Here is a 24,781-nt window from a genome sequence, read left to right as displayed (position 1 = left end):
CGCCCGAGGGCCCGGCCCCGCGCGAAGCGGAACCGGGCCCTCGGGGGCATGCGTCACACAGTCGCGGTCAGAGGTCGAAGACCTCGGCGACCAGCGTCTGCTGCTCCACCTGGTGACGCTTGGCCGAACCGACCGCCGGCGACGAGGACGACGGACGCGAGACCCGGCGCAGCCGGTCCGCGTTGTCCGGCGCCGCACCCAGGACCAGGTCGAGGTGGTCGATCAGGTTGAGCGCGATGAACGGCCAGGCACCCTGGTTCGCCGGCTCCTCCTGCGCCCACACGTACTTCTGGGCCTTGGTGAACTTGGCCAGCTCCGCCTGGATCTCCGCACCCGGCAGCGGGTACAGCCGCTCGATGCGGATGAGAGCCGTGTCCGTCGCTCCGCGCTTCTCCCGCTCGGCGGCGAGGTCGTAGTAGACCTTGCCCGAGCAGAAGACGACCTTGCGGACGTCCTCGGGCCGCACGGTGTCGTCGCCGATCACCGGGCGGAAACCGCCGGTGGTGAACTCCTCCGCCTTCGACGCCGCGGCCTTGAGCCGGAGCATCGACTTCGGGGTGAAGACGACCAGCGGCTTGTGGTGCGGGTTGTGGACCTGCCAGCGCAGCAGGTGGAAGTAGTTCGACGGCAGCGTCGGCATGGCGACCGTCATGTTGTTCTGCGCGCACACCTGGAGGAAGCGCTCGATACGGGCCGACGAGTGGTCCGGGCCCTGACCCTCGTAGCCGTGCGGCAGCAGCAGGGTGACACCGGACGTCTGGCCCCACTTCTGCTCGGCGGAGGAGATGAACTCGTCGACGACGGTCTGGGCGCCGTTGACGAAGTCACCGAACTGGGCCTCCCACATCACCAGCGCGTTCGGACGCGCCAGCGAGTAGCCGTACTCGAAGCCCATCGCCGCGTACTCGCTGAGCAGCGAGTCGTAGACGTTGTAGCGGGCCTGCTCGTCGGACAGGTACAGCAGCGGGGTGTAGTCGTCGCCGGTCTCCCGGTCGACGAGCACCGCGTGCCGCTGGCCGAACGTGCCGCGCCGCGAGTCCTGGCCGGACAGGCGGACCGGCGTGCCCTCCATCAGCAGCGAACCGATGGCGAGGGTCTCGCCCATGCCCCAGTCGATCGTGCCGTCCTCGACCATCGCCGCGCGGCGCTGCAGCTGCGGCAGCAGACGCGGGTGGACGGTGACCCGGTCGGGGACGTTGACCTGCGACTCTGCGATCCGCTTGACGACCTCCTGGCTGATCTGCGTCTCCAGGGCGACCGGGAACTCCTGCTTGGGCTCCGGGACCTCGGCCGGCGCCGGGTGCGAGGTGGCCTCGCGCACGGCGGTGAACACCTTCTCCAGCTGGCCCTGGTAGTCCTGAAGCGCCTGCTCGGCCTCTTCCAGGGTGATGTCGCCGCGACCGATGAGCGACTCGGTGTAGAGCTTGCGCACCGAGCGCTTCTTGTCGATCAGGTCGTACATCAGGGGCTGGGTGAAGCCCGGGTTGTCGCTCTCGTTGTGGCCGCGGCGGCGGTAGCAGATGAGGTCGATCACGACGTCCTTGTTGAACGCCTGACGGAACTCGAAGGCCAGCCGTGCGACCCGGACGACGGCCTCGGGGTCGTCGCCGTTCACGTGGAAGATCGGCGCCTCGATCATGCGCGCCACGTCGGTGGCGTACATCGAGGAGCGTGCCGACTCCGGGGCGGCGGTGAAGCCGACCTGGTTGTTGATCACGATGTGCACGGTGCCGCCGGTGCGGTAGCCGCGCAGCTGCGACATGTTCAGCGTCTCCGCGACGACGCCCTGGCCCGCGAAGGCCGCGTCGCCGTGCAGCTGGACCGGGAGGACGGTGAAGTCCGTGCCGGCCTTGCCGATGATGTCCTGCTTGGCCCGGGCGATGCCCTCGACGATCGGGTCGACGGCTTCCAGGTGCGAGGGGTTCGCGGCCAGCGAGACCTTGATCTCCTCGCCGTCCAGGCCGGTGAAGGTGCCCTCGGCGCCCAGGTGGTACTTCACGTCGCCGGAGCCGTGCATCGACTTCGGGTCGAGGTTGCCCTCGAACTCGCGGAAGATCTGGGCGTAGGACTTCCCGACGATGTTGGCGAGCACGTTCAGCCGGCCCCGGTGGGCCATGCCGATGACCACCTCGTCCAGGCGCGACTCGGCGGCCGAGTCGAGCACCGCGTCGAGCAGCGGGATGACGGACTCGCCGCCCTCCAGGGAGAACCGCTTCTGGCCGACGTACTTCGTCTGCAGGAACGTCTCGAACGCCTCGGCGGCGTTGAGACGGCGCAGGATCCTCAGCTGCTCCTCGCGCTCCGGCTTGGAGTGCGAGCGCTCGACGCGGTCCTGGATCCACTTGCGCTGCTTCGGGTCCTGGATGTGCATGAACTCGATGCCGGTGGTGCGGCAGTACGAGTCGCGCAGCACGCCGAGGATGTCGCGCAGCTTCATCATGGACTTGCCGGAGAAGCCGCCGACCGCGAACTCGCGCTCCAGGTCCCACAGGGTGAGCCCGTGCTCGGTGATGTCGAGGTCGGGGTGCTTGCGCTGCTTGTACTCCAGCGGGTCGGTGTCGGCCATGACGTGGCCGCGGACCCGGTAGGAGTGGATCAGCTCGAAGACGCGGGCGGCCTTGTTGACGTCGTCGTCGTGACCGGCGTCGATGTCGCGGAACCAGCGGACCGGCTCGTACGGGATCCGGAGCGACTTGAAGACGTCGTCGTAGAACTCGTTCTCGCCCAGCAGCAGCTGGTTCATGATCCGCAGGAACTCGCCGGAGGCGGCGCCCTGGATCACGCGGTGGTCGTACGTGCTGGTCAGCGTCATGACCTTGGACACGCCCAGCCGGTTCAGGGTGTCCTGGGAGGTGCCCTGGAACTCCGCCGGGTAGTCCATCGCGCCGACACCGACGATCAGGCCCTGGCCGGGCATCAGGCGCGGCACGGAGTGCACGGTGCCGATGCCGCCCGGGTTGGTGAGCGAGGCGGTGACGCCGGTGAAGTCCTCCATCGTCAGCTTGTTCGCGCGGGCGCGGCGGACGATGTCCTCGTAGGCCTGCCAGAACTCGAAGAAGTTCAGCGTCTCGGCCTTCTTGATCGCCGCGACGACGAGCTGGCGGTCACCGTTCGGCTTCACCAGGTCGATCGCGAGACCGAGGTTGACGTGCTCCGGCTTCACCAGGGTCGGCTTGCCGTCCCTCTCCTGGAAGGAGTGGTTCATCGACGGCATCGCCTTCAGCGCCTGCACCATCGCGTAGCCGATGAGGTGCGTGAAGGAGACCTTGCCACCGCGAGCGCGCTTGAGGTGGTTGTTGATGACGATGCGGTTGTCGAACAGCAGCTTCACCGGCACCGCGCGGACGGACGTGGCCGTCGGCAGCTCCAGCGAGGCGTTCATGTTCTTGGCGACGGCGGCCGACGGGCCGCGCAGCGTCACCATCTCGGGACCGCCCGCGGCCTCGGCGGGCGCGGCGGCCTTCGCAGCCTTGGCGGCCGGCTTCGGAGCCGGCTCGGCCTTCGGCTTCGCGGCCGGGGCCGGCACCGTCCTGGCGGGTGCGGCCTGCGACTTCGCCGGCTGCTCGGGCGCCGGAGCCGGGGCCGGAGCGGCGGGGGCCGCCTGCTTCGGCTGCTCGGCGGGGGCCTCGGCCGAGGGAGCGGCTGCGGACCCGGCGTCCGAGCCCGGCTTGTAGTCGGCGAAGAAGTCCCACCAGGCTCGGTCGACCGAGTTCGGGTCCTGGAGGTACTGCTGGTAGATCTCGTCGACGAGCCACTCATTGGGACCGAAGGCCGCGGCAGGGCTCTTGCCCTGCCCGTCCTGGTCGGTCGTGATGCTCGAGGTCTTGGGGGACTGTGGCGACACGGCGGCAACCGCCCTCTTCCGCTTCCTTAGGTGGTGGACAGCGGAAATAAAGGCTACGCCCATCAGGAGGGTCGATGCAGGCCGGGCGGCCCAGTCGTCACGCACATCACATCTGCGGGCGGGTTTCGGCCCAAGAATTGGCGGGAAACACGACCTGTTCGGGCCGAGAAAGGCAGCATCGATCCGCGCTTGCGGCCCAGTGGCCGCAACCGTGACGCTTCTCTCCATGCGTTTCCGGGCTGCGCCTACCCGTCCGGCGCAGCCGTATGCGCGACCCTAGGTCAACCAGACGCCCTGGTATTACCCCGGAAGGGTGACACGGATCCGGCAGCCGCGATCGGATTCGGCCACCCCGATGCTGCCGCCGTGCAGATCCACCGCCCACCGGGCGATGGCGAGCCCCAGCCCGGTGCCGCCGTCGCTGCCCGGGCCGTGCGGCGTGGACTCGCTGCCCCGGTTGAACCGCTCGAAGATGTGCTGGCGCTCCGACTCCGGGATGCCCGGCCCCTCGTCCAGCACCTCGAGCTGCAGGCTGCCCGGCACCTCGCCGCTGCGGGCCCGGAGCGTGACGCGGCCGTGCGGCGGGCTGTGCTTGACCGCGTTGTCCACGAGGTTGGCCACCACCTGGTGCAGCCGCTCCACGTCCGCGCGGGCCGTGAGCTCCGGCGGCGAGACGTCGAGGTGCAGATGCACGTCGGTACGGGTGTGACCGGTCCGCCCCGTCAGATGGGAGCGGGCAGCCGCCGCCATGTTGGTTTCCTTGAGCACGCCCGACAGATACGGCCAGACCTCGAACCGCCGTACCTTCAGCGGCACCACACCGTTGTCGATCCGGGACAGGTCCAGCAGCGTCTCGACCAGCCGGCCCAGACGCTCCGTCTGCCGCAGGGCGGTCCGCATCGTCTCCGGATCGGCCTCCGAGAACCCGTCGACGACGTTCTCCAGGACTGCCCGCAGCCCGGCGATCGGGGTCCGCAGCTCGTGCGAGACGTTCGCCACCAGCTCCTTGCGGTGCCGGTCGACGGCCTCCAGATCGGACGCCATGTGGTTGAACGTGGCCGCCAGATCGCCCAGTTCGTCCCGCCGGCCCTCGCGCACCCGCCGGGTGTAGTCACCGTGCGCCATCGCCCGCGCGACGTTCTGCATCTCGTCGAGCGGCGAGGTCAGCCCGTGCGCCACGAACTGGGTGATCAGCATTGCGGCGATGATCGAGAAGATCGTGACGACCCGCAGCTCGGTGGCCGTCCGGATCGCCATGAAGACGAGCAGTGTGGTGATCGCCACCGACACGATCACCAGCGCCCCGAGGGCCGCCTTCACCGAGCGGAACGGATCGAGCGGCCGCATGGCCTCCCAGAGCCGGCGCCACAGGACGACGGGCCGAGCGAGCCGCCCGCGTCCCGAGCGGCCGCGTCTCACCTGGGGGGCGTTCACTGGGCCGGGGTCGCCGGAGTCTCCAGGGCATAGCCCACGCCGTGCACGGTACGGATCCGCTCGGCCCCGATCTTGCGGCGCAACGCCTTGATGTGGCTGTCGACGGTCCGGGTACCGGAGGCGTCCGCCCAGTCCCACACCTCCGCCAGCAGCTGCTCGCGGGACAGCACGGCCCGCGGCGTGTTCGCCAGGCAGACCAGCAGGTCGAACTCCGTCGGCGTCAGATGGACGTCCTCACCGCGCACCCGGACCCGCCGCTGAGCATGGTCGATCTCCAGCTCGCCCAGGCGCAGGATGCCGGTGCGGGGGGTGTGCGCGGCCTGCGTGGCCCGCTCCACCCGGCGCAGCAGGACATGCACCCGCGCCGCCAGTTCCCGCATCGAGAACGGCTTGGTCATGTAGTCGTCGGCGCCGACTCCGAGGCCGACCAGCATGTCGGTCTCGTCGTCGCGGGCCGTCAGCATCAGGACCGGCACCGGCCGTTGGGCCTGCACCCGGCGGCACACCTCCAGGCCGTCGAAGCCCGGCAGCATGATGTCGAGGACGAGCAGGTCCGGTTGCCAGGCCTGCGCGGTGTCCACGGCGGCGGGGCCGTCGCAGGCGGTCTGCACCTGGAAGCCCTCCGCTCTCAGCCGGACCGCGATGGCGTCGACGATCGTGGCGTCGTCCTCGACGACGAGAACCCGGCGTTGAGCGCCCGGCGTGGCGGTGGTCGTGCCGGCCACGCCGTTGTGTGTCTGCTCCATCGACCCGCCCCTGTGCTTTCCCCATGCCTGTCGAGCTTGCAGGCTAGAGAGTACGGGCACGGTCCGTGTGTCGGCTACGCAGGGAGTGGTGCGAGTGACGCCGGAAGCGGCTCTTACGCTTGCCGCCCGGGCGGTTCCACGGGACGTATGGCGAGGTGCACGACATCCGGGACCCCTCGCTCCACCGGTACTTCGCGGGTGCGGACGTCGGTGAAGCCCGTCTCGAGCAGCGCGGTCCCGAACGCGGCCGAGGGCTGCGCCGACCACACCGCGAGCACGCCGCCGGGGGTGAGCCGGGCGCGGCAGGCCGCCAGGCCGGCCGGGCGGTACAGGTTGTCGTTGCCCTCGGTGACCGTCCACTCGGGCCCGTTGTCGATGTCGAGGCACAGGGCGTCGTAACGGCGGTCGGCCGACCCGATATGGGTGACGAGGTCGGCCTCCACGATTTCGCAGCGCGGATCGGCGAGTGCAGCCGCGGACATCGCCGAGAGCGGCCCGTTCCGGTGCCAGTCGATGACCGCCGGCTCCCGCTCCACCACGGTGATCCGGCCCCAGCGGGGTTCACCGGCGGCGCGGACGAGCGAGAACCCCACACCGAGGCCGCCGATCAGGACGGCGGGCTCCGGGCGGCCGTCGGGCAGGGCGTCCAGGGCTGCGTCGACCAGCAGCCGCTCGGAGCGGCCGTCGCAGGTGTCCATCAGGAAGCAGCCGTTGGCGATGATCTCGAAGTGCTCACCGCGCCGGCGCAGTGCCACCTCGCCGTAGGGGCCGTCCCTGCGGTCGACGGTGACCGGTGCCTGGGGCTCGGCGGGCAGAGGCATGGTGCGGCTTCCTCCGTTGGCTGCGGGTACGGGCGGGGGTGCTGCTCGTACCGGGCGTGCGGTCGTGCGCCGCCCAGATTAGGACCTCCCTCGTGGACGGCGCAGGCCGATCGGGCCGGTGCCGCCGTGCGACGGCACCGGCCCGGCGAGGGCAGCGGTCAGGCCCGGCCCCCCTCCGGCCGGGCCTGACCGCCCCGTCAGCGGTACGCCGCCCCGACTCGGCGGACGGCACACCGCAGATTCCTTCCGCTACGGCCGGTCGACCCGCTCGCGGTCACACGTCCGGGCGGCGGCGAAGTAGTCCGTGAACCAGGCCCTGCGCTCCTTGGCGGTCATCGCCTCGAGAGCCTTCACCACAGGGCCGTCCCGCCACTGTTCCTCCATGTCGCCGGGCCATTGCCCGTGGGCCCAGAACAGGACTTCGTGAGCCCAGGAAGGCACGTTCCGTTCGCACTCCCACGTGATCAGGTCCTGGAGCACCGCGTCCCGCTGGAAGTAGCCGAGTCGCTTGTCCGAACCGAGGTCACCGGGGTTGACCAGCGTGAAGTGCGAGATTGCCGGATCGCTGCCGGGTTCGAGGTCCGCGCCCCAGGTCCGACCGGCGGCAAGCCGGCCTTCCTCGAAGCGCACGGGCGCCGTCGGCGCCCCCTCGAACAACCCGTACGCCCAGCGGATCGGGCCCTCCACGGTGTCCCGGCGGCTCGCGTGCGCCTGGCGGAGACAGATCACGGGACGCTCGCCCTCGCAGACCAGAGCCGATGCACTCCGGTCGGGCAGCCACATCTTCTCCGGCCATGCGAGCAGCGGCACCGCGCCGGCGACCGCCACCGCGAGGGGGAGGGCCACCAGCCACGTGCGCCGCGCGGTGACGATCAGCAGCATCGCCGCTGCGAGGCCGCCGAACCAGGCCATGTGGGCGACGCTCGCCCACCACACCAGCAGCTGGCCGTTGTGGAGTTCGAACGATGCCGGTGACAACTGGCCGAGCGCACTGCGTCCCCGGGCCTCTCCCAGCCACAGCACGCCGTAGGCACCCACCGCAGTGCCCGGAGTCAACGCCCACGACGACGGGAGGTACCAGCCGAGGAGATGGCCGCCCGCGGCGAAGGCCGCGGCAGCGGTCAGGTCCGCCGCCATGGGGGCGACCAGTGGGTGCCCGTAGGCGGATGCGCTCGGCCATGTGAGGGCGACCAGCACGACCCAGGTCACGAGGTGGGCGGCGACGGCCGCCAGCCAGACCGGCAGCAGCGCGCAGACCACCCGCCGCAGGGCCGACCGTGGTGCGGAGTCCACCAGTTCGCGTGTGCGTCGACGGCGCTCCCGTCCGGCCTGCCAGCACGCGGCTCCGGCGAGCAGGGGGCCGAGGACGACCAGGAGCCCGCGCGACGCCTGGGCCGTACCGGGCCAGTCCATCAGGCTGTACCTGCCGCCGAACACGGCGATCAGCAGGGCCGTCAGGCAGACGGCGAAGGTCCAGGGCGCTACGCCTCTCCGGATCTCCGTCCTCAGGACCGTGCCGGTCAGGGAGATCTTCCTTCCCGCGTCACCCGGATGTCCCGGACCCGCGGGCTCCCGGCTTCCCACCGGGCTCTCGGAGGCTGCCGTGTTCATGCCGTCACCTCCTGGGCGCGCTCGCTGCGATGGCGCCGCAGCGCACTGGTGTAGCCGCGCTCCAACGGGCTGTCGCCCGGGGCTTCGGCATCCGTCCCGGCGGAGGCGATCAGGTCGTCCGGCGTCCCGCGGAACGCCGGACGGCCCGCCTCGAGCAGTGTCACCTCCGCGCACGCTGCCGCGACGTCCTCGACGAGATGCGTGGACACCAGGACCGTCGCCGTTTCACCCAACTCCCGCAGCAGTCCCCGGAACTCCAGCCGCCGCTCGGGATCCAGTCCGGCCGTCGGCTCGTCGAGCAACAGCAGATCCGGTTCGTTGACCACGGCCTGGGCGATGCCGACCCGCCGGATCTCACCGCCCGAGAGCGTGCGCAGCTTCTTGTCGAGAGCCGGTCCCAGACCCACCCGCTCAGCGGCCCGTTCGACCGCGGCGGGAGCCTGGGCACCGGGGACGTCCTTCAGCCAGGCGAGGTACGTGACCATCTCCCGCACGGTGTACGTGGGGTAGTAGCCGAACTCCTGCGGCAGGTAGCCGAGACGACGGCGGATCTCCGTGCGTTCACCGAGCTCCTGCGGATCCAGACCGAGGATCCGTACGTCCCCTTCGGTCGGTCGGGCCACGGTGGCCAGTACGCGCAGCAGCGAGGTCTTCCCGGCACCGTTGGGGCCGAGCAGCCCGTGAACGCCTCGGCCGAGCGACAGGTCCACGTCGTTGAGGGCTGTAGTGCCCCGGAAACGGACGGTCAGGCCACGGACGGACAGCCCGGGTGATGTCCTCGGGACGGGTATCTGTCTCACAGTCGCTCCAGTTGGTCGAATGAGGTGCGGCGCAGGACGAGCAGCCCGCCGCACAGAAGGGCGGCACTGGCCCAGAAGCCCTGCGCGGGGCCGCTCGCGACGTTGGCGAAGGCGTGGTTCACCCGCCCGATCAGGTCGGCCGGGCCGGGGTCCGCCGTGGTGCCGGCGGTGAGGAGCAGCAGTGGCCATGTGGTGCCGGTGACGGCGGAAGCCCGCAGGCAGCCGAGGTAGGAGCCGGTGACCAGGGTGAGCAGCGTCAGTGCCAGGCCCGGCAACAGCCAGGCTGCGGCCCCGGGACTGCCGCCTTGCGCGGGCATGAGCAGTCCGGCGGCCGTGAGCAGTGGCACGCACACGGCCAGCACCATGGCCGTCCGGACGAGCAGCAGCCGTAGCCCGGCGGACGGAGTGGCGGCGACCGTCTCGTACAGGGGGTCGGCATGGCGTCCGTACGACACCGCTACCCCGGCGACCGGGAGCAGGGGAGCCGCCACCAGCAGCAGGGGGCGGAGCTCGGCCGCGTCCGCCAGCCGGGCGAGAACGACCGCGGCGACCGTCACGAGCGTCAGGGAGAACAGCCAGGACCGTCCCAGTGCGGGACCTGCCGCCCAGGTCAGCCGTGCCCCCCAGGCCCGCACGGGGTGCTGTCGGCCGCCTGTCCGGCCGTGCGCGCTGCGAGGGGTGTCCGCAGCCGGGATCCGAGGGGATCCGACGGGACGGAGCCGCCCCCCGGTGCCCCCTGCCCGTGCGGGGGACCCGGCCCGATCCTCGGCGCCGATGCGCGCCAGTAGCGCCGAGCGGGTGGCGTCCAGTGAGCGCGCCACCACCGGGGAGTGCGTCCGGACGGCGTCCGAGACCCGCTGCGCGCATCTCGCGCAGGCCTCGACGTGCTTCTCCAGCGACCAGCAGCCGGGCTCCGGCAGTCCGCCTGCCGCGTACGCCTGCACGTCGGCGTCCGGCAGGTGCCATTCGGTGGTGGGTCCGCGGTGGTTCATGCGGTGCCTCCCAGGGTGCGTGGTGCGGGGGTGCCGAAGGCGGCGAGGGCCTTGCGCAGTTCCTTGCGGGCGCGCATCGCGCGGGTCTTGACGGTTCCTTCGGGTATGCCGAGCAGCTGCGCGGCCTCCCGGGTGGTCAGACCGTCGACGACGGTCGCGCGCAGGACCGCGCGGAGTTCGGGGGAGAGACGGTCGAGCGCCGTGCCCAGGTCGCCGTACTCGAGGGCTGCCAGGACGCGCTCCTCGGCGGACGGCGCCTCCGCACGGCGCACGTCCGTGTCCCGCATCGCGTGGGCGGCCTGGGCCTCGGACGTGCGGATCTGGCTGCGCCGCGCGTCGACGAGCCGGCGGGAGGCGATCACCCACAGCCAGCCGCCGGCCTCGCCGCCGCGGTGCGAGCCCGCCGAGCGCCAAGCCGTGACGAAGGTGTCCTGGAGGACCTCGTGCACGGTCTCGGGATCGGCGCACCGCCTGCTCAGACGTGCGTGCAACCATCCGGCGTGCCGGTCGTACAGCGTGGCCAGCGCCTGTGCGTCCCCCGCGGCGGTCGCACGCAGGAGGGCGGCGTCCCCCCGCTCTGCCTCTGCCCCCATGGGCCGGAACCGTTTCACACCCCCTTATCGCTCGGGGGACGGTCAGCGGTTCACGTCGCTTCGGGCCGTGCCGCAGACAGCTGTCCGGCGGGCGGGCGGTGATCGCTGACAGCGAACCGGCACCGGGAACACTGAGCATCCTCTGCGCATTGAGTCCAGTGAACTCAACTTGCCTGCCGAGGGGAAGATCATGGCTTCAACGTCAACACCGCTCACGTTGCCCGTGCTGCCGCTCGACGACGAGGTCGTCCTGCCCGGCATGGTGGTGCCTCTGGAACTGTCGGACCCGGAGGTCCGGGCTGCGGTGGAAGCCGCACAGTCGGCCGCCTCGACGGGTGGCCCCGCAGGGGGCGAGGACCGGCGCGGAGCGGCCAAACCGCAGGTCCTGCTGGTGCCGCGGGTCGACGGCGCCTATCCGGCGGTCGGCACGCTGGGCGCCGTCGAGCAGGTCGGCCGGCTCTCCGGCGGTGACCCGGGGGCGCTGATCCGGGGCCTGAGCCGGGTCCGGATCGGGGCCGGGACCACCGGCCCGGGCGCCGCGCTCTGGGTGGAGGGCGAGCGGATCGAGGAACGCACGCCGGACCCCCTGCCCGGTGCCGTCGCCGAACTGGTCAAGGAGTACAAGGCACTGGCGACCAGCTGGCTGCGCAAGCGGGGTGCCTGGCAGGTCGTCGACCGGGTCGAGCAGCTGGACGACGTGTCACAGCTCGCGGACAACTCGGGCTACTCGCCCTTCCTCACCCTCCGCCAGCGGGTCGAGCTGCTGGAGGCCACCGACCCGGTGGAGCGGCTGCGGCTCGCCGTGCGCATGCTGAGCGAGCACCTGGCCGAGCAGGACGTCGCCGAGTCCATCGCCAAGGACGTGCAGGAGGGCGTCGACAAGCAGCAGCGCGAGTTCCTGCTCAGGCGTCAGCTGGAGGCCGTGCGCAAGGAGCTGGCCGAACTCGACGGGAACCCCCCGGGACAGGGCGACGAGTCCGACGACTACCGGGCCCGGGTCGAGGCCGCCGATCTGCCGGAGCACGTCCGCGAGGCGGCGCTCAAGGAGGTCGGCAAGCTGGAACGCTCCTCCGACCAGAGTCCCGAGGGCAGCTGGATCCGGACCTGGCTCGACACCGTCCTCGAACTGCCGTGGAACGAGCGCACCGAGGACGCGTACGACATCCCCGGTGCCCGCGCCGTGCTGGACGCGGACCACGCAGGCCTGGACGACGTCAAGGAGCGCATCACCGAGTACCTGGCCGTCCGCAAGCGGCGCGCCGACCGCGGCCTCGGCGTGGTGGGCGGCCGTCGCGGTGGCGCCGTACTGGCACTCGTCGGCCCGCCCGGCGTCGGGAAGACGTCGCTCGGCGAGAGCGTCGCCCGGGCCATGGGGCGGAAGTTCGTACGAGTGGCGCTGGGCGGCGTCCGCGACGAGGCCGAGATCCGCGGCCACCGGCGCACGTACGTCGGTGCGCTGCCCGGCCGGATCGTCCGGGCGGTCAAGGAGGCCGGCTCGATGAACCCGGTCGTCCTGCTCGACGAGGTCGACAAGGTGGGCTCCGACTTCCGCGGTGACCCGGCGGCTGCGCTGCTCGAGGTGCTCGACCCGGCGCAGAACCACACGTTCCGCGACCACTACCTGGAGGTGGAACTCGACCTGTCCGACGTCGTCTTCCTGGCCACCGCCAATGTGCTGGAGGCGATCCCGGACGCCCTGCTGGACCGGATGGAGCTGGTCCGTCTCGACGGCTACACCGACGACGAGAAGGTCGTCATCGCCCGTGACCACCTGGTGCCCCGGCAGCTGGAGCGTGCGGGGTTGCGGCCCGGCGAGGTCGTGTTGGAGGACGAGGCGCTGCGCCGGATCGCCGCGGAGTACACCCGGGAGGCGGGGGTGCGGGACCTGGAGCGGTCCGTCGCCCGGCTGCTGCGGAAGGTCGCGGCACGGAGCGAACTCGGCGAGCAGGGACTGCCGTTGGCCGTCGGCCCGGACGGTCTGCGCGCGCTGATCGGCCGTCCGCGCCACGTACCCGAGTCCGCACAGGACCCCGGCGAGCGGCGCACCGCCGTTCCCGGGGTGGCCACCGGCCTGGCGGTCACGGGCGCCGGCGGCGACGTGCTCTTCGTCGAGGCGTCCCTGGCCGATCCCGAGACGGGTGGCAGCGGACTCGCCCTCACCGGCCAGCTCGGCGACGTGATGAAGGAGTCGGCGCAGATCGCCCTGTCCTTCCTGCGCTCGCACGGCGCGGAGCTGGAGCTGCCGGTCGGCGACCTCAAGGAACGTGGCGTCCACCTGCACGTTCCGGCGGGAGCCGTCCCCAAGGACGGCCCCAGCGCGGGCGTGACGATGACCACGGCCCTCGCCTCGCTGCTGTCCGGGCGGCGGGTGCGCGACGACGTGGCGATGACCGGCGAGGTGTCGCTGACGGGCCGGGTGCTGCCGGTCGGCGGCATCAAGCAGAAACTGCTGGCGGCGCACCGCGCGGGCATCGCCACCGTGGTGGTGCCGAAGCGGAACGAGCCGGATCTGGACGATGTGCCGGCCGAGGTGCTGCGGAAGCTGGACGTGCGTCTGATGAGCGACGTGCGGAAGGTTCTGGAGGTGGCCCTCGAGCCGGTGCGGTGCCGGCCCGAGGCGCCGATGGCGGCCTGACCGGGCTCTGCATCACGATGCGGCAGCGTGCCCGGTCCCGGCCGGACAGCCGGGACCGGGCACGCCGTGGTGACGGCGCCGGGGCGTCAGCCGTAGGCCAGGGCCTGGAGGCGGTCGTAGGCCCCGTTGAACTGGTTGTGGTCGCCGACGATCGGTCCGGTGGAGGTGTACTGCCAGAAGGTGTGGTAGGTCCAGCCGGCCGGGAGCGTACCGGGCGTCGACGCGTACCGGGCGATCCACAGCGGATCGGTCGCGCCGAAACCGCCGTTGTTGCCGGTGCACTGGGTCCACCAGTCGGTGGTCGAGTAGATCACCGCGTCCCGGCCGGTCCGGGCCCGGTAGGTGTCGGTGAAGTCGCGGATCCAGTTCACCATCGCCGCCTGGCTCAGCCCGTAGCAGGTCGCGCCGTACGGGTTGTACTCGATGTCGAGCACGCCGGGGAGGGTCATGCCGTCGGCGGACCAGCCGCCGCCGTGGTCCACGAAGTAGTTCGCCTGGGCGGCTCCGGAGGAGTCGTCGGGATTCGCGAAATGGTAGGCGCCGCGGATCATCCCGGTGTTGTACGAGCCGTTGTACTGCTGGGCGAAATAGTCGTTGGTGTAGTAGGTGCCCTCGGTGGCCTTGGCGTAGGCCCATCGGACTCCGCTGTTCCACAGCGCGGCCCAGTCGACGTTGCCCTGGTGACTGCTGACGTCGACGCCCTCGACGGTGGCGAGGATGCCGGGCGCCGGCTCGGCGTGCGGGTCGCCTCCCTCGTGTTCGAGGACGGTCGAGCCCATCCAGTTGCGTTCGGGGTGCGGGTAGTTGCGGTCCGAGGCGTTCGCGGTGCCGGGCAGGGCGGCCACGAGGGCGAGCAGGGTGACGAGGATCCCGGCGAGGGAAGCGAGGGAGCGGCGTACCGGACCGGGTCTGTGCACGATCGAGTCGTCCCGAGCGGACATACGTGCCTCCGATGGATGCGGTGGGGGGAAACAGGGCGACGGCCGCCGCCTTTGGTGTGCACATGCCATCAATGAAGCTACGCGCGTCGATCCGGGAGAGGGAAGAGGGCCCGGTCGCTGCCGGTGGTCCACTCCTGCGAAATACTGACTGAGCTGCGACGACCGGGGCCGCAGCGCCGGAACTTTCAGCGCCGGAAACTTCGAGCACCGGACAACAGCCGGGAGGACGGACGTGCACGAGACCGGGGACGACGCGGCAGCACGGGCCGACGCGACGAGCGGTGTCGACGAGGCCTACCTGTCCCTCGAGCGGGAACTCGCCGTCTTCCTGCGCCGGGCCCGTGCCTCGTCCGGCGAACTCGCCCGGGAGGTGCACCCCGAACTCGAACCCGCCGCGTACGGGCTGCTGGTGCGGCTCGACGACGCCGGAGGGCAGCGGGCCACTGACCTGGCCGCGTACTTCGGTGTCGGGAAGGGGACGATGAGCCGTCAGCTCAGCGCCCTGGAGGGCCTCGGGCTGCTGACCCGGCGGCCCGATCCCGCCGACGGCCGGGCCTCGCTCGTCGAACTGACCGAGGAGGGGCGCGACCGGTTCCGCGCGGTGCGCGGGGCGCGCCGGGCGCGTTATGCCCGCAAGCTCTCGGGCTGGGACCGCACCGAGGTCGCCGAACTGGCCCGACTTCTGCACCGGTTGAACGACATCGGCAGCTCGAACGACTGAGCGGGTTCCGGTGCGCGCCGCGGTCGGCGCGGGCCTCAGCCGGATTCCGTGAGATCCGCGAAGATCACCGCGGCGTCGTCCCGCACCTTGCCCCGCGGGAAGGCCGTGCACGCCGGGTCGGCCGCCTCCGCCGCGCGCACCCGTCCGATCAGCCGCTGCGCCCCCTCCGTGTGCAGCAGTCCGACGCAGTCGTCCCAGCCGCCCAGCCGGAACACCTCGCTCCAGCGTGCCGCACCGTCGGTCAGCGCCGCCACGGTGCGCACCTGCGCGCGTCCGCTGCGGCCGGTCACGGCGCGGCCCGCCACCCCGGGATCCGCAGCAGCCGTGAAGAACCCTCCCTCGGCGTTGCGCAACGCCTCGACGGCGAGGGCGTACTCGGCTGCCGCGGCGGCGCGTTCGGGCGTGCCGCGCGGCAGGGACCGGACAGCGGCGCGCTTCGCCTGCACCTCGTCCGGCAGCCGGTCGAGCCGGTCGTCCGCCACGGCCGTCGCCTTCCCGTCCGCGCCTTCGAGCAGCAACACGGAATCGGACAGCACGAGATGTTCCACGTCATCCCGGTTCCAGCGGACGACGACCACCGTTGCCTGCGGAGTTCTGACGTGAGAAAGGTCACAGGTTGAAACGTGCGCCTGCGCGGTACGGCGAATGGCCTCTGCAAGGCACTGCGCGAGAGCCATATCCCGCCGTGAAACGGACAGTTCCAGCAGGGCGGAACCCAGTCGTGCGGTGAACCAGGCGACGCCGTGCACACAGCCGTCGCCGTCCGCGGGAGGCGTGACTCCGTCGAGCAGGACCAGTGCGCCTCCGTGTCCTGTCGCTGGTAGTGCTACCGATGCCCAGTCCTCATTGGGGCGTTGACTGTCTCCCGGTTCGGTGGCGATGTCTACGCGCATGGCGCTCAGTCTGCCCGAATGTCCGTCAGGATCACCGGAACAGCTGTGACCTGCAACGAATCCCGCCACCGGTGTCCCGAGTGCCGGAAATTGACCGGAATGGCCAGCTCCGGAAAGCTGCGGGCGCGCATCCTGCCAGGACCTCCCGGGGTTTTCCACCCGGCTCACGGCCGTGCCCGCACTGTTTTCGTGCGGGGAGTTGTTTGCCAACTCGGGAGTGATGTTCACTCGTTCAGGTGGCCAGGCCGACGACGGGCGACCCTCAGAATCCGGTACTGGAAGGGTCGATTGCCGTACCCAGGGGTGGGGTGGACGCTCGTCGGTGCTCAGCACGCAGATGGCAGAGTGATGGCCGGCCCGTTCGCCACTCGGCCATGAGCAAGACGTAGAGAAGATTGCGAGCACCGGTGCAGAAAAATCGGCCTCGGAGCAAAGGGCGCGAGTCGGCAGCGGCCGGAGCGGCGGCAGACGGTCCGCCGCCCCGTACGGTGAGAGTCCGTTCCCGCCTGGTCGTCGCGGTCGCGGTGGTGGCGGTCGCAGTTCTCGGGGCCGGAGCCCCCGCCATCACCACCTCGTCCGGTGACCTGACCGAGTCGCAGCGCCTCGTGGCCCTCTCCGAACTCAACGACCAGGCCGTCTCCCTGGCCGACTCCCTGGCCGACGAGCGCGACGGCATGACCCAGTACGTCGCGGCCGGCCGCAGGACCACCGGCGGTGCCGCCGGCATCACCGAGAGCCGTCGGGCCCGCGTCGACCGCCAGATCGCCGAGATCCGTCCCGACGCCCCCGCGTCCCTGCGCCGCAAGTTCGACGCCCTGCCGGAACTCCGCCAGCAGGCCCTTGCGGGACCGGGGTCGGCCTTCCAGACCTTCGAGGCGTACAGCGAGACCGTCCAGGCCCTGTACGCCGTCGCCGACAAGCTCTCCCGGCAGCTCCCCCCGCGGGCCTCCGGCGGCCCCGGACACGCCCTGCCGCAGCTCGGCCGCGCCGTCGAACGGGCGTCCGCCACCCGCGGACTGCTGCTCAGCACCTATGCCTCCCAGGGCCGTGAGCCGGAGCTCAGCGCTGCCGCGCAGCGTCACCACGTCCAGGAACAGGCCGCCCTCGCCGACTTCGAACAGACGGCCCCGGGTGCGGTGAAGGACAGTTACCGGCGCACCGTCAACGGGACCGAGATCGCCACCGCCGAGCGCTACCTGGCCCGCCTCACCGACCAGCCCCGGCTGTCACCGCAGGAACTGACCTACGACCTGGGCAAGCTCGAGGAGGCCCTGTCCGCCCGCGTCGAACGCATGCGGGCCGTCAACTCCTCGCTGACTGCGGACGAGTCCGCCCGGCTCGCCCAGCTGCGCGATGACGACGTCACCGCGCTGGAAGTGCAGATCGCGCTCGTCGGCTTCTGCCTCCTGCTGGCCGCCGGCATCTGCATCTCCGCCGGCCGCTCCATGACCCGGCCACTGGCGGTACTGCGACTGGGCTCCCGCCGGGTCGCCGGCGACCCCGTGGCGGAGGAACCCGTCCGCTTCACCGGCCGCAACGACGAGTTCGCGGAGGTCGTCGGCCACGTCAACGAGCTGCGCGAGACGGCGCTGCGCCTGCACGCCCGTACCGAACAGCTCGGCGACGACCGCACCCGCCTGATCGCCGAACGCCGCCGCCTGGCCGGCGAGCGAGAGGACCTGCTACAGCAGCGCGACGACCTCACCGAGCGCCTCGGGAGCCTCCAGGACCGGGTGCACGGCAGCTTCGTCAACCTCTCCCTGCGCACCCTCGGCCTGGTCGAGCGTCAACTGTCGGTCATCGAGGGGCTGGAGGAGCAGGAGCACGACCCGGAGCGCCTGGAAACCCTCTTCAAACTCGACCACCTCGCCACCCGGATGCGCCGGCACGGCGAGAACCTGCTGGTCCTGGCCGGCTCCGAGCACCACGGCGGGCACACCAACCCCGTCCCCCTGCTGGACGTGCTCCGCGCCGGTATCAGTGAGATCGAGCGCTACGAGCGGGTGCAGATCCAGTCACTGCCGCCGCACGCCCAGGTCGCCGGATTCGCGGCCGACGCGGTCAGCCACCTGGTGGCCGAACTGCTGGAGAACGCAACGGCGTTCTCGCCGCCGGACGCCGACGTCGAGCTCTCCGGCTGGCTGCTGGAGAGCGGCGAGGTGATGCTCTCGGTCCAGGACCAGGGCATCGGCATGACCGAGGAGCGGCTGAAGGAACTCAACGGCAGGCTCGCCGACCCGGTGTCGCACGAGGACGAGATCGGCTCCGACGATGCGCTCGGCCTCGGCCTCTACGTGGTGGCCCGGCTGGCGGCGCGGCACGGCGTACGCGTCAACCTGCGCGAGCAGAAGCAGGGCGGGATCGCGGCCGTCATCGTGCTGCCGAAGTCGATCCTGCCGACCCGACCGGTCCCGTCGGCGGTCTCCGGGGTCTCCCCCTCGGTCCGCACCTCCACCGCGGGGGCCGCTCCGGCGGTGAACCTCCCCGGAACCGTCGCGGAGGCCAACTCCAACGCCCTGCCGCGCCGGATGCCGAAGCAGCTCAACTCCGAACCGCCGCCCGTCACCCCGGCCGCCGGAACCACGGATTCCACCGACCCGGAGCCCACCGGCCCCGCCGCCCCTGCCGAGCGCGCGGTTTCCGCGGATGCTGCGGATTCCGGGGAGTCCTCGGTGCCGTCGGCCGACGCCGCGACGGAGCCGGCCGAGGCGGTGTCCGCCGGGAACCTCCCGGCCGAACCCGACCTCGCCCGCACCGCCGAGGACGATCCGCTGGTCGCCGCGGCCGAACGCGCCGTCGTGGAAGCGGACGACACGCCACCCCCCACGTCCCTGGGGCCCGTTGCCGGTTCCGCGGGCGGATCCGAGAGCCACGCCCGTACCTCGGACGACGCACCCGCAGCCGGAACCGACCGGCGGCCCGACGGCGCCGCGGAGATCCACTTGCCGCACCAGACACAGGGAGAGGCGCGCACGGACACCGTGTCCGCCGACCCGGTTGCACAGCCCACCGCCGGTGCGGGCGAACGCCCGCAGGAACCGGCCCCGCAGAGGGAGCGGATCACCGACAAGGGCCTGCCGAAGCGCACCCCGAAGGTGGTCGCCCCCAAGGAAGCACCCACCCGCCGCTCCGGCGGAGTCGACGCGGAGGCACTGCGCCGTCGGCTCGGCGGTTTCCAGCAGGGTTCGCTGAAGGGTCGCAGGGAAGTCGAAGCCGAAGACGCCGACCGGACCCGCGAGACCCGGACGGGACCGCTGGACGAGGGTGGCACAGTCGAGGAGGCACGCGGTTGAACGCGTATACCAAGCCCAGCTCCGGCCCGGACAGCACGTTCGGGCTGAGCAAGGCGGCCCGTGATCTGCACTGGCTGCTGAGCAACCTGGTCGACGAGGTACCCGGCGTCCGATCGGTCGCCGTGGTCTCCTCGGACGGGCTGTTGCTGCTGTCGTCCGACCCGAGTTCCGCCGACAGCGTTCAGGACGACGACGACCACGACGGCCCGAAGGGCTCGAGCGCCGATCTGGCCACGATCGTCTCCGGCCTCGGCGCACTGACCAGCGGCGCGGCCAAACTGATGGACGGCGGCGGGGTCAAGCAGACGATGATCGCCATGGACGAGGGGAGCCTGTTCGTCATGTCCATCAGTGACGGATCGGTTCTCGGCGTCCACGCCGCACCGGACTGCGACATGAGCGTCGTGGCCTACCACATGGCACTGTTCGTCGGCCGCGCCGGACACGTGCTGACCCCAGAACTCCGCAGTGAACTGCGCCAGTCGATGGAGAGGGACCAGTGACCTCCTCGCCTCAGTTGCCGGTCCGCCAGCCGGACCGCAAACCCGCTCGCGTACGCCCGTATTCCCTCACCGGAGGCCGGACGCGTTTCGGCCATGTGCTGCTCGTCGAAACGTTCGTCGCCGCGATCGAGGCCCCCGAGGAACGCCGCGAGCTGACCTCCGGCAACTGGGGGGAGCGGGTGATGCCCGAGATGCGGGCCATCGTCGAGCTGTGCCGGCGCATGCGCTCGGTCGCCGAGATCTCCGCGCTCCTCAAGATGCCGCTGGGCGTGGTCCGGGTCCTGCTCAGCGATTTGGCCGATCAAGGAAAGATTCGCGTCTACGGCACCGGGCACGACACCGGTCAGCCCAACCGCGCGCTGCTCGAAAGGGTGCTGAGTGGACTTCGCAGGCTCTGACGCCAACACCATGACCGCGCAGGCGGCCACCTCGCCCGAGATACCGGCCGAGGCCTCGGAGGGCATCCAGAGCTGGCAGACCGACCGCAGCAGAGCACCCATCGCGACGAAGATCGTGGTGGCGGGCGGGTTCGGCGTCGGCAAGACGACCTTCGTCGGCTCGGTCTCGGAGATCACGCCTCTCACCACCGAGGCGATGATGACTCAGGCCAGTGAGGACGTCGACGACCTGACCGCGACGCCGGACAAGGGCACGACCACCGTTGCCATGGACTTCGGCCGGATCACCCTCGACTCCGACCTGGTGCTGTACCTGTTCGGGACCCCCGGTCAGAAGCGTTTCTGGTTCATGTGGGACGACCTGATACGCGGAGCCATCGGCGCGGTGGTGATGGCCGACACCCGGCGGCTGGAGGACTCGTTCCCCGCGCTCGACTACTTCGAGAGCTGCGGACTCCCGTACATCGTGGCGGTCAACCACTTCGAGGGAACGCCCTCGTACGAAGCGGACGACGTCCGTGAGGCATTGTCGGTCCCGGCCCGTGTGCCCGTACTGATCATGGACGCGCGCAACCGCGTCACGGTGGTCGAGTCGCTCCTCGCCGTGGTGGGCCACGCCCTTGACGCGGCACCCGAGTGACACCGTAACCTCGCACGCCGGCCGGAACCGATCGTTCCCACAGATTTTCTGAGAGAGAGCAAGCCATGCGGAAGATACTCGTCGTCGGAGCCGGCCAGGCCGGTCTCCAACTGGCCCTCGGCCTGCAGTCCCAGGGCTATGAGGTCACCCTCATGTCGAACCGCACGGCCGACGAGATACGCAACGGCCGCGTGATGTCCACCCAGTGCATGTTCCACACGGCGCTGCAGTACGAGCGGGACCTGCAGATCAACTTCTGGGAGAGCCAGACTCCGCGCGTCGAGGGGCTCGGGGTGTCCGTCGCCGACCCCAGCCTCGCGCCCGACTCCCCCGAGGTCCGGGGACGCGTCATCGACTGGGTGGGCAAGCTCGACAACTATGCCCAGTCCGTGGACCAGCGGGTGAAGATGGCCGGCTGGATGGAGACCTTCGCGCAGCGCGGCGGCCAGCTCGTCATCCACGGCGCGGCCGTGTCCGACCTGGACTTCTTCGCGAGGAAGTACGACCTGGTCCTCGTCTCCGCGGGCAAGGGCGAGCTGGTCTCCATGTTCGAACGGGACGCCTCCCGCTCCCCGTTCGACACCCCGATGCGGTCGCTCGCCGTCAGCTACGTGCACGGGCTCGAGCGTCGTCCCGAGCACCCGGACTTCGACGCCGTGCGGTTCAACATCGTCCCCGGTGCGGGTGAACTGTTCATGATCCCCGGGTACACCCTGACCGGACCGTGCGACATCCTCTTCTGGGAGGGCATTCCCGGCGGGCCGCTCGACGTCTTCGAGGGGATCAAGGACCCCAACGAGCACCTGGCCAAGACGCTGGAGCTCATGGAGCGGTACACGCCGTGGGAGTACGCCCGCGCCACGAAGGTCGAACTGACGGACGCCCGGGCGACGCTCTCCGGTCGTTACCCCCCGACGGTCCGCAAGCCGATCGGAACTCTGCCCTCCGGCGGCCTGGTGCTGGGTGTCGCCGATGTCGTGGTCGCCAACGACCCGATCACCGGCCAGGGCTCCAACTCGGCCTCGAAGTGCGCCGCCGCGTACCTGGCGAGCATCGTCGAGCACGGTGACAAGCTGTTCGACGCCGACTGGATGCAGGCCACTTTCGACCGTTACTGGGACACCGCGCAGCACGTCACCAAGTGGACGAACGCCCTGCTGACCCCGCCGCCGGAGCACATCCTCAACCTGATCGGCGCCGCCGGCCAGATCCCGCCGGTCGCCGAGCGGTTCGTCAACGGCTTCGACGACCCGTCCGACTTCGAGAACTACCTCTACGACCCGGCCAAGACCGAGGCGTGGATCGGCGAGGCCGCCGCCAAGGCCGGAGCCTGACACAGTCGGCCGCCCCGTCCCGCCCCGTCCCGCCCCGCCCCGGCCCGCGCACGACAACGGGCCGGGGCGGAACTGCGTCCCGGTCAGACGGCCTCGGTCGGCTGCGGGCCGTTGGCATCCGGGGCCCCGGCCGGTGAGGCGGGGGTCCCCTCCTGTGCCGGGGTCTGTTGCCCCTCGGCCGGCTCGTTCACGCCTGGTTTCCCCTGATCGGCCGGGGGCTTCTCCGGAGCGGGTTCCTCCTTCGCAGGCACGCGCCTGTCGCCGTCGGGGCGCACCGCGCCGAGCACCGGATTGACGGTGACCGGGGCGATCTGCACTCTGCTGCCGGGCCGTGGTGCATGCACCACCTTGCCGTCGCCCAGATAGAGGGCGACATGACTGGCGTTCCGGTGGTAGACGACCAGGTCCCCCGGGCGCAGCTCCTGCAGCGGGATCCGGGGCAGCTGCCGCCACTGGGCCTGGCTGGTGCGGGGGATGGGACGGCCCGCCCGGGCCCAGGCCTGAGAGGTCAGCCCGGAGCAGTCGAAGGCGTTCGGGCCCTGGGCGCCCCAGCGGTACGGCTTGCCGATCTGAGCCTTGGCGTAGGCGACGGCTTCACGTCCCGCCGCGGACGGCTGCCGTGCGTCGTCCCCCGACGCCTGCGCCCCGGGGAACCCGCGCTCGGCGTTCTCGGCCTCCCGGCTCTCGAGCGAGCGCACGGCCTCCAGCTGCTCCTGCGTCATGGAGACGAGGAGGCGTTCCACCTGGGCGAGCCGGTCGCGGATGGCGTCCCGCAGTCTCCGCTGCCGGTCGGCGAGGGTCTCGCGGCGGTCCAGTGCCTTGCGCGCCTGCGTCTCGAGCCTCTTCAGCCGTTGTTCCCCGCTCGACAGCCTGCGGATGGTGGCGGCCCGGGCCTCGGCCGCGCGCCGCAGCTCGTGGCTGTCGTCGAGGGCCCGTGCGGGGTCGGGGCTCAGCAGTACCTGCAGGGAGGGGGACAACCCGGTACCGCTGCGGTACTGGGCGCGGGCGATGCGTCCGCCGTCGAGCCGGTCCTGGGCGAGTTCGCTGCGGGTGGCCGCGAGTTCGCGGCCGAGGGTGTCCACCCGGTCCTTCTCGCGCGCGAGTGCCTCGTGCGTGGCGTTGTAGGCGTCGGTGGCGGTCTCGGCTCGGTGGTAGAGCGTCCGGAGCTCGTCCAGCAGTTCGCCGGTCCGCAGGTCCGAGGGGTCGGCAGCGGCCGGTGCGGCGGGCGGGGTCAGTGCTGCGCCGGCGACGAGCACGACCGTACAGACCGAACGTACGAACCGTCCTGACACGGATTCACCTCCCGAGCGGCCGGCCGATCCGGCCTCCGGGCACATATATGTCAGGCAGTCATATTTTATTTGCACGGGGTGGGCGGAACGGGCCAAGGCGGCCACCCCGGCGGGTGACCGGTACGGGCCAGCCCTCGGTGCCGCCGGGACCTCCCGTCAGCGCTGCCAGGGCCGGCGGAGGCGCCGGGGAGGCCGCCCTCCGGGCTCGTACTCGTACTGCCAGCCGTGCGACAGCCCGAACCGCCGCAGATGACCCGGCGCCCGCACGTAGACGTGGACCGTCGGCTCCCCGCCGTCCGGATCCGGGACGGGCACCTCGTAGTGCTTCGGCGGACGTCCGGTCGGCCCGAGCAGTACCGGCAGGACCCGACCGTCCAGGGGGCCGCCGACGAAGGGCGTGTTCTCGCTTCTCACCGGGCCATTCTCACCCGCGCGGGGCGGCCGGGGGCGGAACGGCCGGTGCAGAGCCGGCCGGCGCCATGCCCTGCAGGAGTCTGGACACCGGCCCGTCCGGTGTCTCCGACGCCAGTGCCCGCCCCGCCACTTCGGCGCACTCCGGGTCGCTCGCCGCCGAAGCCAGCAGAAGGGCGACGAAGTGGTCGACCAGCCAGTCCCGCAGCTCCCCGCGGGAGCGCGACCGCTCCCCGCGGGAGCGCGACCGCTCCTCGCCCGAAGCGGCCTCGTCCAGCCAGATCAGCGACGCGGCCTCCACGGCGGCGATCCAGGTGCGGACCATCATCCGCAACCGCCTCCCCGGCTCCGGCGCCGCCAGATGCAGCAGCACCTGTTCGGCGGCGGTGCGGCGGACCTCGTCCACCATGGCGCTGGTGCGGGAGGTCTCCACGACGCTCCCGCCCCGGAGCAGCGCGGAGAATCCGGTGTCGTGCTGGTCCACGAACGCCAGGTAGCGGTCGAGTGCCCGGGACAGGCGCCGGCTCAGCGGTCCCGACTGCTCCTCGGTGAAGCAGAGTTCGAGCTGGTCGGCGGCAGTGCGCAGAGCCGCCTCGTACAGCTGCTGCTTGCCGCCCGGGAAGTAGCGGTACACCAGGGGCCGTGACACCCCCGCCTCCTGCGCCACGTCGTCCGGCGACACGTCCTCGGGGGCGCGGTGCGCGAACAGGCCCAGCGCGGCCGCCAGCAGCTGCGCCCGCCGCTGCTCGACGGGCAGCCTGCGGTAGGCGACCCCGGCGGCAGCGGGGCCCACCGGGCCGGCCGTTGCCGGGGGCGGTGCACTGCATCCGGGCCGCACTGACGATGCGGTTGCGCGGCCGTTCATCCCACACTCCTTGC

20 protein-coding genes are annotated in these 24,781 nt (G+C 71.4%); 7 read left to right on the top strand and 13 right to left on the bottom strand.

Annotation, left to right across the window (positions count from 1 at the left end; all coding sequences use genetic code 11):
* Positions 1-67: 67 nt before the first annotated feature.
* The 8 genes from M1E25_RS01735 to M1E25_RS01700 all read right to left on the bottom strand — a co-directional run bounded on the left by M1E25_RS01735 (position 68) and on the right by M1E25_RS01700 (position 10,841).
* Entirely contained in the window at positions 68-3,844 is a 3,777-nt protein-coding gene (locus M1E25_RS01735; RefSeq protein ID WP_251408340.1) for a multifunctional oxoglutarate decarboxylase/oxoglutarate dehydrogenase thiamine pyrophosphate-binding subunit/dihydrolipoyllysine-residue succinyltransferase subunit, read from the bottom strand.
* A gap of 300 nt (positions 3,845-4,144) precedes the next feature.
* Positions 4,145-5,191, bottom strand: a complete 1,047-nt coding sequence (locus tag M1E25_RS01730; RefSeq protein ID WP_251409021.1) for a HAMP domain-containing sensor histidine kinase — start codon at positions 5,189-5,191, stop codon at positions 4,145-4,147.
* Between the two features lie 83 nt (positions 5,192-5,274).
* Complete coding sequence (locus M1E25_RS01725; protein WP_251408337.1) at positions 5,275-6,024, bottom strand: response regulator transcription factor; 750 nt, start codon at positions 6,022-6,024, stop codon at positions 5,275-5,277.
* 113 nt (positions 6,025-6,137) lie between these two features.
* Positions 6,138-6,845: a spermidine synthase family protein gene (locus M1E25_RS01720; RefSeq protein WP_251408334.1), complete on the bottom strand. Its 708-nt coding sequence runs from the start codon at positions 6,843-6,845 to the stop codon at positions 6,138-6,140.
* A gap of 249 nt (positions 6,846-7,094) precedes the next feature.
* Positions 7,095-8,456, bottom strand: a complete 1,362-nt coding sequence (locus M1E25_RS01715; RefSeq protein WP_251408331.1) for a hypothetical protein — start codon at positions 8,454-8,456, stop codon at positions 7,095-7,097.
* Positions 8,453-9,256: an ABC transporter ATP-binding protein gene (locus M1E25_RS01710; RefSeq protein WP_251408328.1), complete on the bottom strand. Its 804-nt coding sequence runs from the start codon at positions 9,254-9,256 to the stop codon at positions 8,453-8,455. Before M1E25_RS01710 ends, M1E25_RS01715 begins: the two co-directional genes overlap by 4 nt.
* A complete protein-coding gene (locus M1E25_RS01705) occupies positions 9,253-10,248 on the bottom strand; it encodes a cupin domain-containing protein (protein WP_251408325.1) in 996 nt (331 codons plus the stop codon). The genes M1E25_RS01710 and M1E25_RS01705 overlap by 4 nt, the downstream gene beginning before the upstream one ends.
* Positions 10,245-10,841: an RNA polymerase sigma factor gene (locus M1E25_RS01700; RefSeq protein WP_251408322.1), complete on the bottom strand. Its 597-nt coding sequence runs from the start codon at positions 10,839-10,841 to the stop codon at positions 10,245-10,247. Before M1E25_RS01700 ends, M1E25_RS01705 begins: the two co-directional genes overlap by 4 nt.
* Positions 10,842-11,031: 190 nt before the next feature.
* Here M1E25_RS01700 and lon point away from each other — a divergent pair, with 190 nt between their 5' ends.
* A complete protein-coding gene (gene lon / locus M1E25_RS01695; RefSeq protein ID WP_251408319.1) occupies positions 11,032-13,476 on the top strand; it encodes an endopeptidase La in 2,445 nt (814 codons plus the stop codon).
* An 86-nt stretch (positions 13,477-13,562) separates the two neighbouring features.
* Here the strand turns inward: lon and M1E25_RS01690 are convergent, their stop codons facing one another.
* Complete coding sequence (locus M1E25_RS01690) at positions 13,563-14,417, bottom strand: lysozyme (RefSeq protein WP_251408316.1); 855 nt, start codon at positions 14,415-14,417, stop codon at positions 13,563-13,565.
* A gap of 232 nt (positions 14,418-14,649) precedes the next feature.
* On the opposite strand from M1E25_RS01690, the gene M1E25_RS01685 reads away from it, so the two are divergent.
* On the top strand, positions 14,650-15,138 hold the full coding sequence (locus M1E25_RS01685; protein WP_251408313.1) for a MarR family winged helix-turn-helix transcriptional regulator: 489 nt from the start codon (positions 14,650-14,652) through the stop codon (positions 15,136-15,138).
* 35 nt (positions 15,139-15,173) lie between these two features.
* On the opposite strand, the gene M1E25_RS01680 is transcribed toward M1E25_RS01685, so the two are convergent.
* A complete protein-coding gene (locus M1E25_RS01680; RefSeq protein WP_251408310.1) occupies positions 15,174-16,031 on the bottom strand; it encodes a hypothetical protein in 858 nt (285 codons plus the stop codon).
* 488 nt (positions 16,032-16,519) lie between these two features.
* Between M1E25_RS01680 and M1E25_RS01675 the strand changes: the two genes are divergently transcribed.
* The 5 genes from M1E25_RS01675 (at position 16,520) to M1E25_RS01655 (ending at position 22,199) form a co-directional block, all read left to right on the top strand.
* Positions 16,520-19,324, top strand: coding sequence for a sensor histidine kinase (locus M1E25_RS01675; RefSeq protein ID WP_251408307.1), 2,805 nt, complete (start codon positions 16,520-16,522; stop codon positions 19,322-19,324).
* Positions 19,321-19,827, top strand: coding sequence for a roadblock/LC7 domain-containing protein (locus tag M1E25_RS01670; RefSeq protein ID WP_251408304.1), 507 nt, complete (start codon positions 19,321-19,323; stop codon positions 19,825-19,827). Before M1E25_RS01675 ends, M1E25_RS01670 begins: the two co-directional genes overlap by 4 nt.
* Positions 19,824-20,225, top strand: coding sequence for a DUF742 domain-containing protein (locus tag M1E25_RS01665; RefSeq protein ID WP_251408301.1), 402 nt, complete (start codon positions 19,824-19,826; stop codon positions 20,223-20,225). The genes M1E25_RS01670 and M1E25_RS01665 overlap by 4 nt, the downstream gene beginning before the upstream one ends.
* Positions 20,206-20,865, top strand: a complete 660-nt coding sequence (locus M1E25_RS01660; protein ID WP_372500496.1) for a GTP-binding protein — start codon at positions 20,206-20,208, stop codon at positions 20,863-20,865. The genes M1E25_RS01665 and M1E25_RS01660 overlap by 20 nt, the downstream gene beginning before the upstream one ends.
* A gap of 65 nt (positions 20,866-20,930) precedes the next feature.
* Positions 20,931-22,199: a styrene monooxygenase/indole monooxygenase family protein gene (locus M1E25_RS01655; RefSeq protein ID WP_251408298.1), complete on the top strand. Its 1,269-nt coding sequence runs from the start codon at positions 20,931-20,933 to the stop codon at positions 22,197-22,199.
* An 83-nt stretch (positions 22,200-22,282) separates the two neighbouring features.
* Here the strand turns inward: M1E25_RS01655 and M1E25_RS01650 are convergent, their stop codons facing one another.
* The 3 genes from M1E25_RS01650 to M1E25_RS01640 form a co-directional block, all read right to left on the bottom strand.
* Positions 22,283-23,491 (bottom strand): C40 family peptidase, encoded by a 1,209-nt coding sequence (locus tag M1E25_RS01650; protein WP_251408296.1) that lies wholly within the window; start codon positions 23,489-23,491, stop codon positions 22,283-22,285.
* Between the two features lie 156 nt (positions 23,492-23,647).
* Positions 23,648-23,905, bottom strand: a complete 258-nt coding sequence (locus M1E25_RS01645) for a DUF8847 domain-containing protein (protein WP_251408294.1) — start codon at positions 23,903-23,905, stop codon at positions 23,648-23,650.
* A 10-nt stretch (positions 23,906-23,915) separates the two neighbouring features.
* Entirely contained in the window at positions 23,916-24,767 is an 852-nt protein-coding gene (locus M1E25_RS01640) for a TetR/AcrR family transcriptional regulator (RefSeq protein ID WP_251408291.1), read from the bottom strand.
* Positions 24,768-24,781 lie beyond the last annotated feature (14 nt).

This window comes from Streptomyces meridianus, from assembly GCF_023703325.1.
Classification (GTDB): domain Bacteria; phylum Actinomycetota; class Actinomycetes; order Streptomycetales; family Streptomycetaceae; genus Streptomyces; species Streptomyces meridianus.
The sequence above is the reverse complement of the archived record's forward strand: the minus strand, read 5'-3'. Positions and strand labels throughout refer to the sequence as shown.

Coding starts and splice junctions, on each gene's coding strand:
- M1E25_RS01730 (WP_251409021.1), bottom strand. CDS start 5,191: ATGCGGCCGCTCGATCCGTTCCGCTCGGTGAAGGCGGCCCTCGGGGCG.
- M1E25_RS01725 (WP_251408337.1), bottom strand. CDS start 6,024: ATGGAGCAGACACACAACGGCGTGGCCGGCACGACCACCGCCACGCCG.
- M1E25_RS01720 (WP_251408334.1), bottom strand. CDS start 6,845: ATGCCTCTGCCCGCCGAGCCCCAGGCACCGGTCACCGTCGACCGCAGG.
- M1E25_RS01715 (WP_251408331.1), bottom strand. CDS start 8,456: ATGAACACGGCAGCCTCCGAGAGCCCGGTGGGAAGCCGGGAGCCCGCG.
- M1E25_RS01705 (WP_251408325.1), bottom strand. CDS start 10,248: ATGAACCACCGCGGACCCACCACCGAATGGCACCTGCCGGACGCCGAC.
- M1E25_RS01700 (WP_251408322.1), bottom strand. CDS start 10,841: ATGGGGGCAGAGGCAGAGCGGGGGGACGCCGCCCTCCTGCGTGCGACC.
- lon (WP_251408319.1), top strand. CDS start 11,032: ATGGCTTCAACGTCAACACCGCTCACGTTGCCCGTGCTGCCGCTCGAC.
- M1E25_RS01690 (WP_251408316.1), bottom strand. CDS start 14,417: ATGTCCGCTCGGGACGACTCGATCGTGCACAGACCCGGTCCGGTACGC.
- M1E25_RS01680 (WP_251408310.1), bottom strand. CDS start 16,031: ATGCGCGTAGACATCGCCACCGAACCGGGAGACAGTCAACGCCCCAAT.
- M1E25_RS01655 (WP_251408298.1), top strand. CDS start 20,931: ATGCGGAAGATACTCGTCGTCGGAGCCGGCCAGGCCGGTCTCCAACTG.
- M1E25_RS01640 (WP_251408291.1), bottom strand. CDS start 24,767: ATGAACGGCCGCGCAACCGCATCGTCAGTGCGGCCCGGATGCAGTGCA.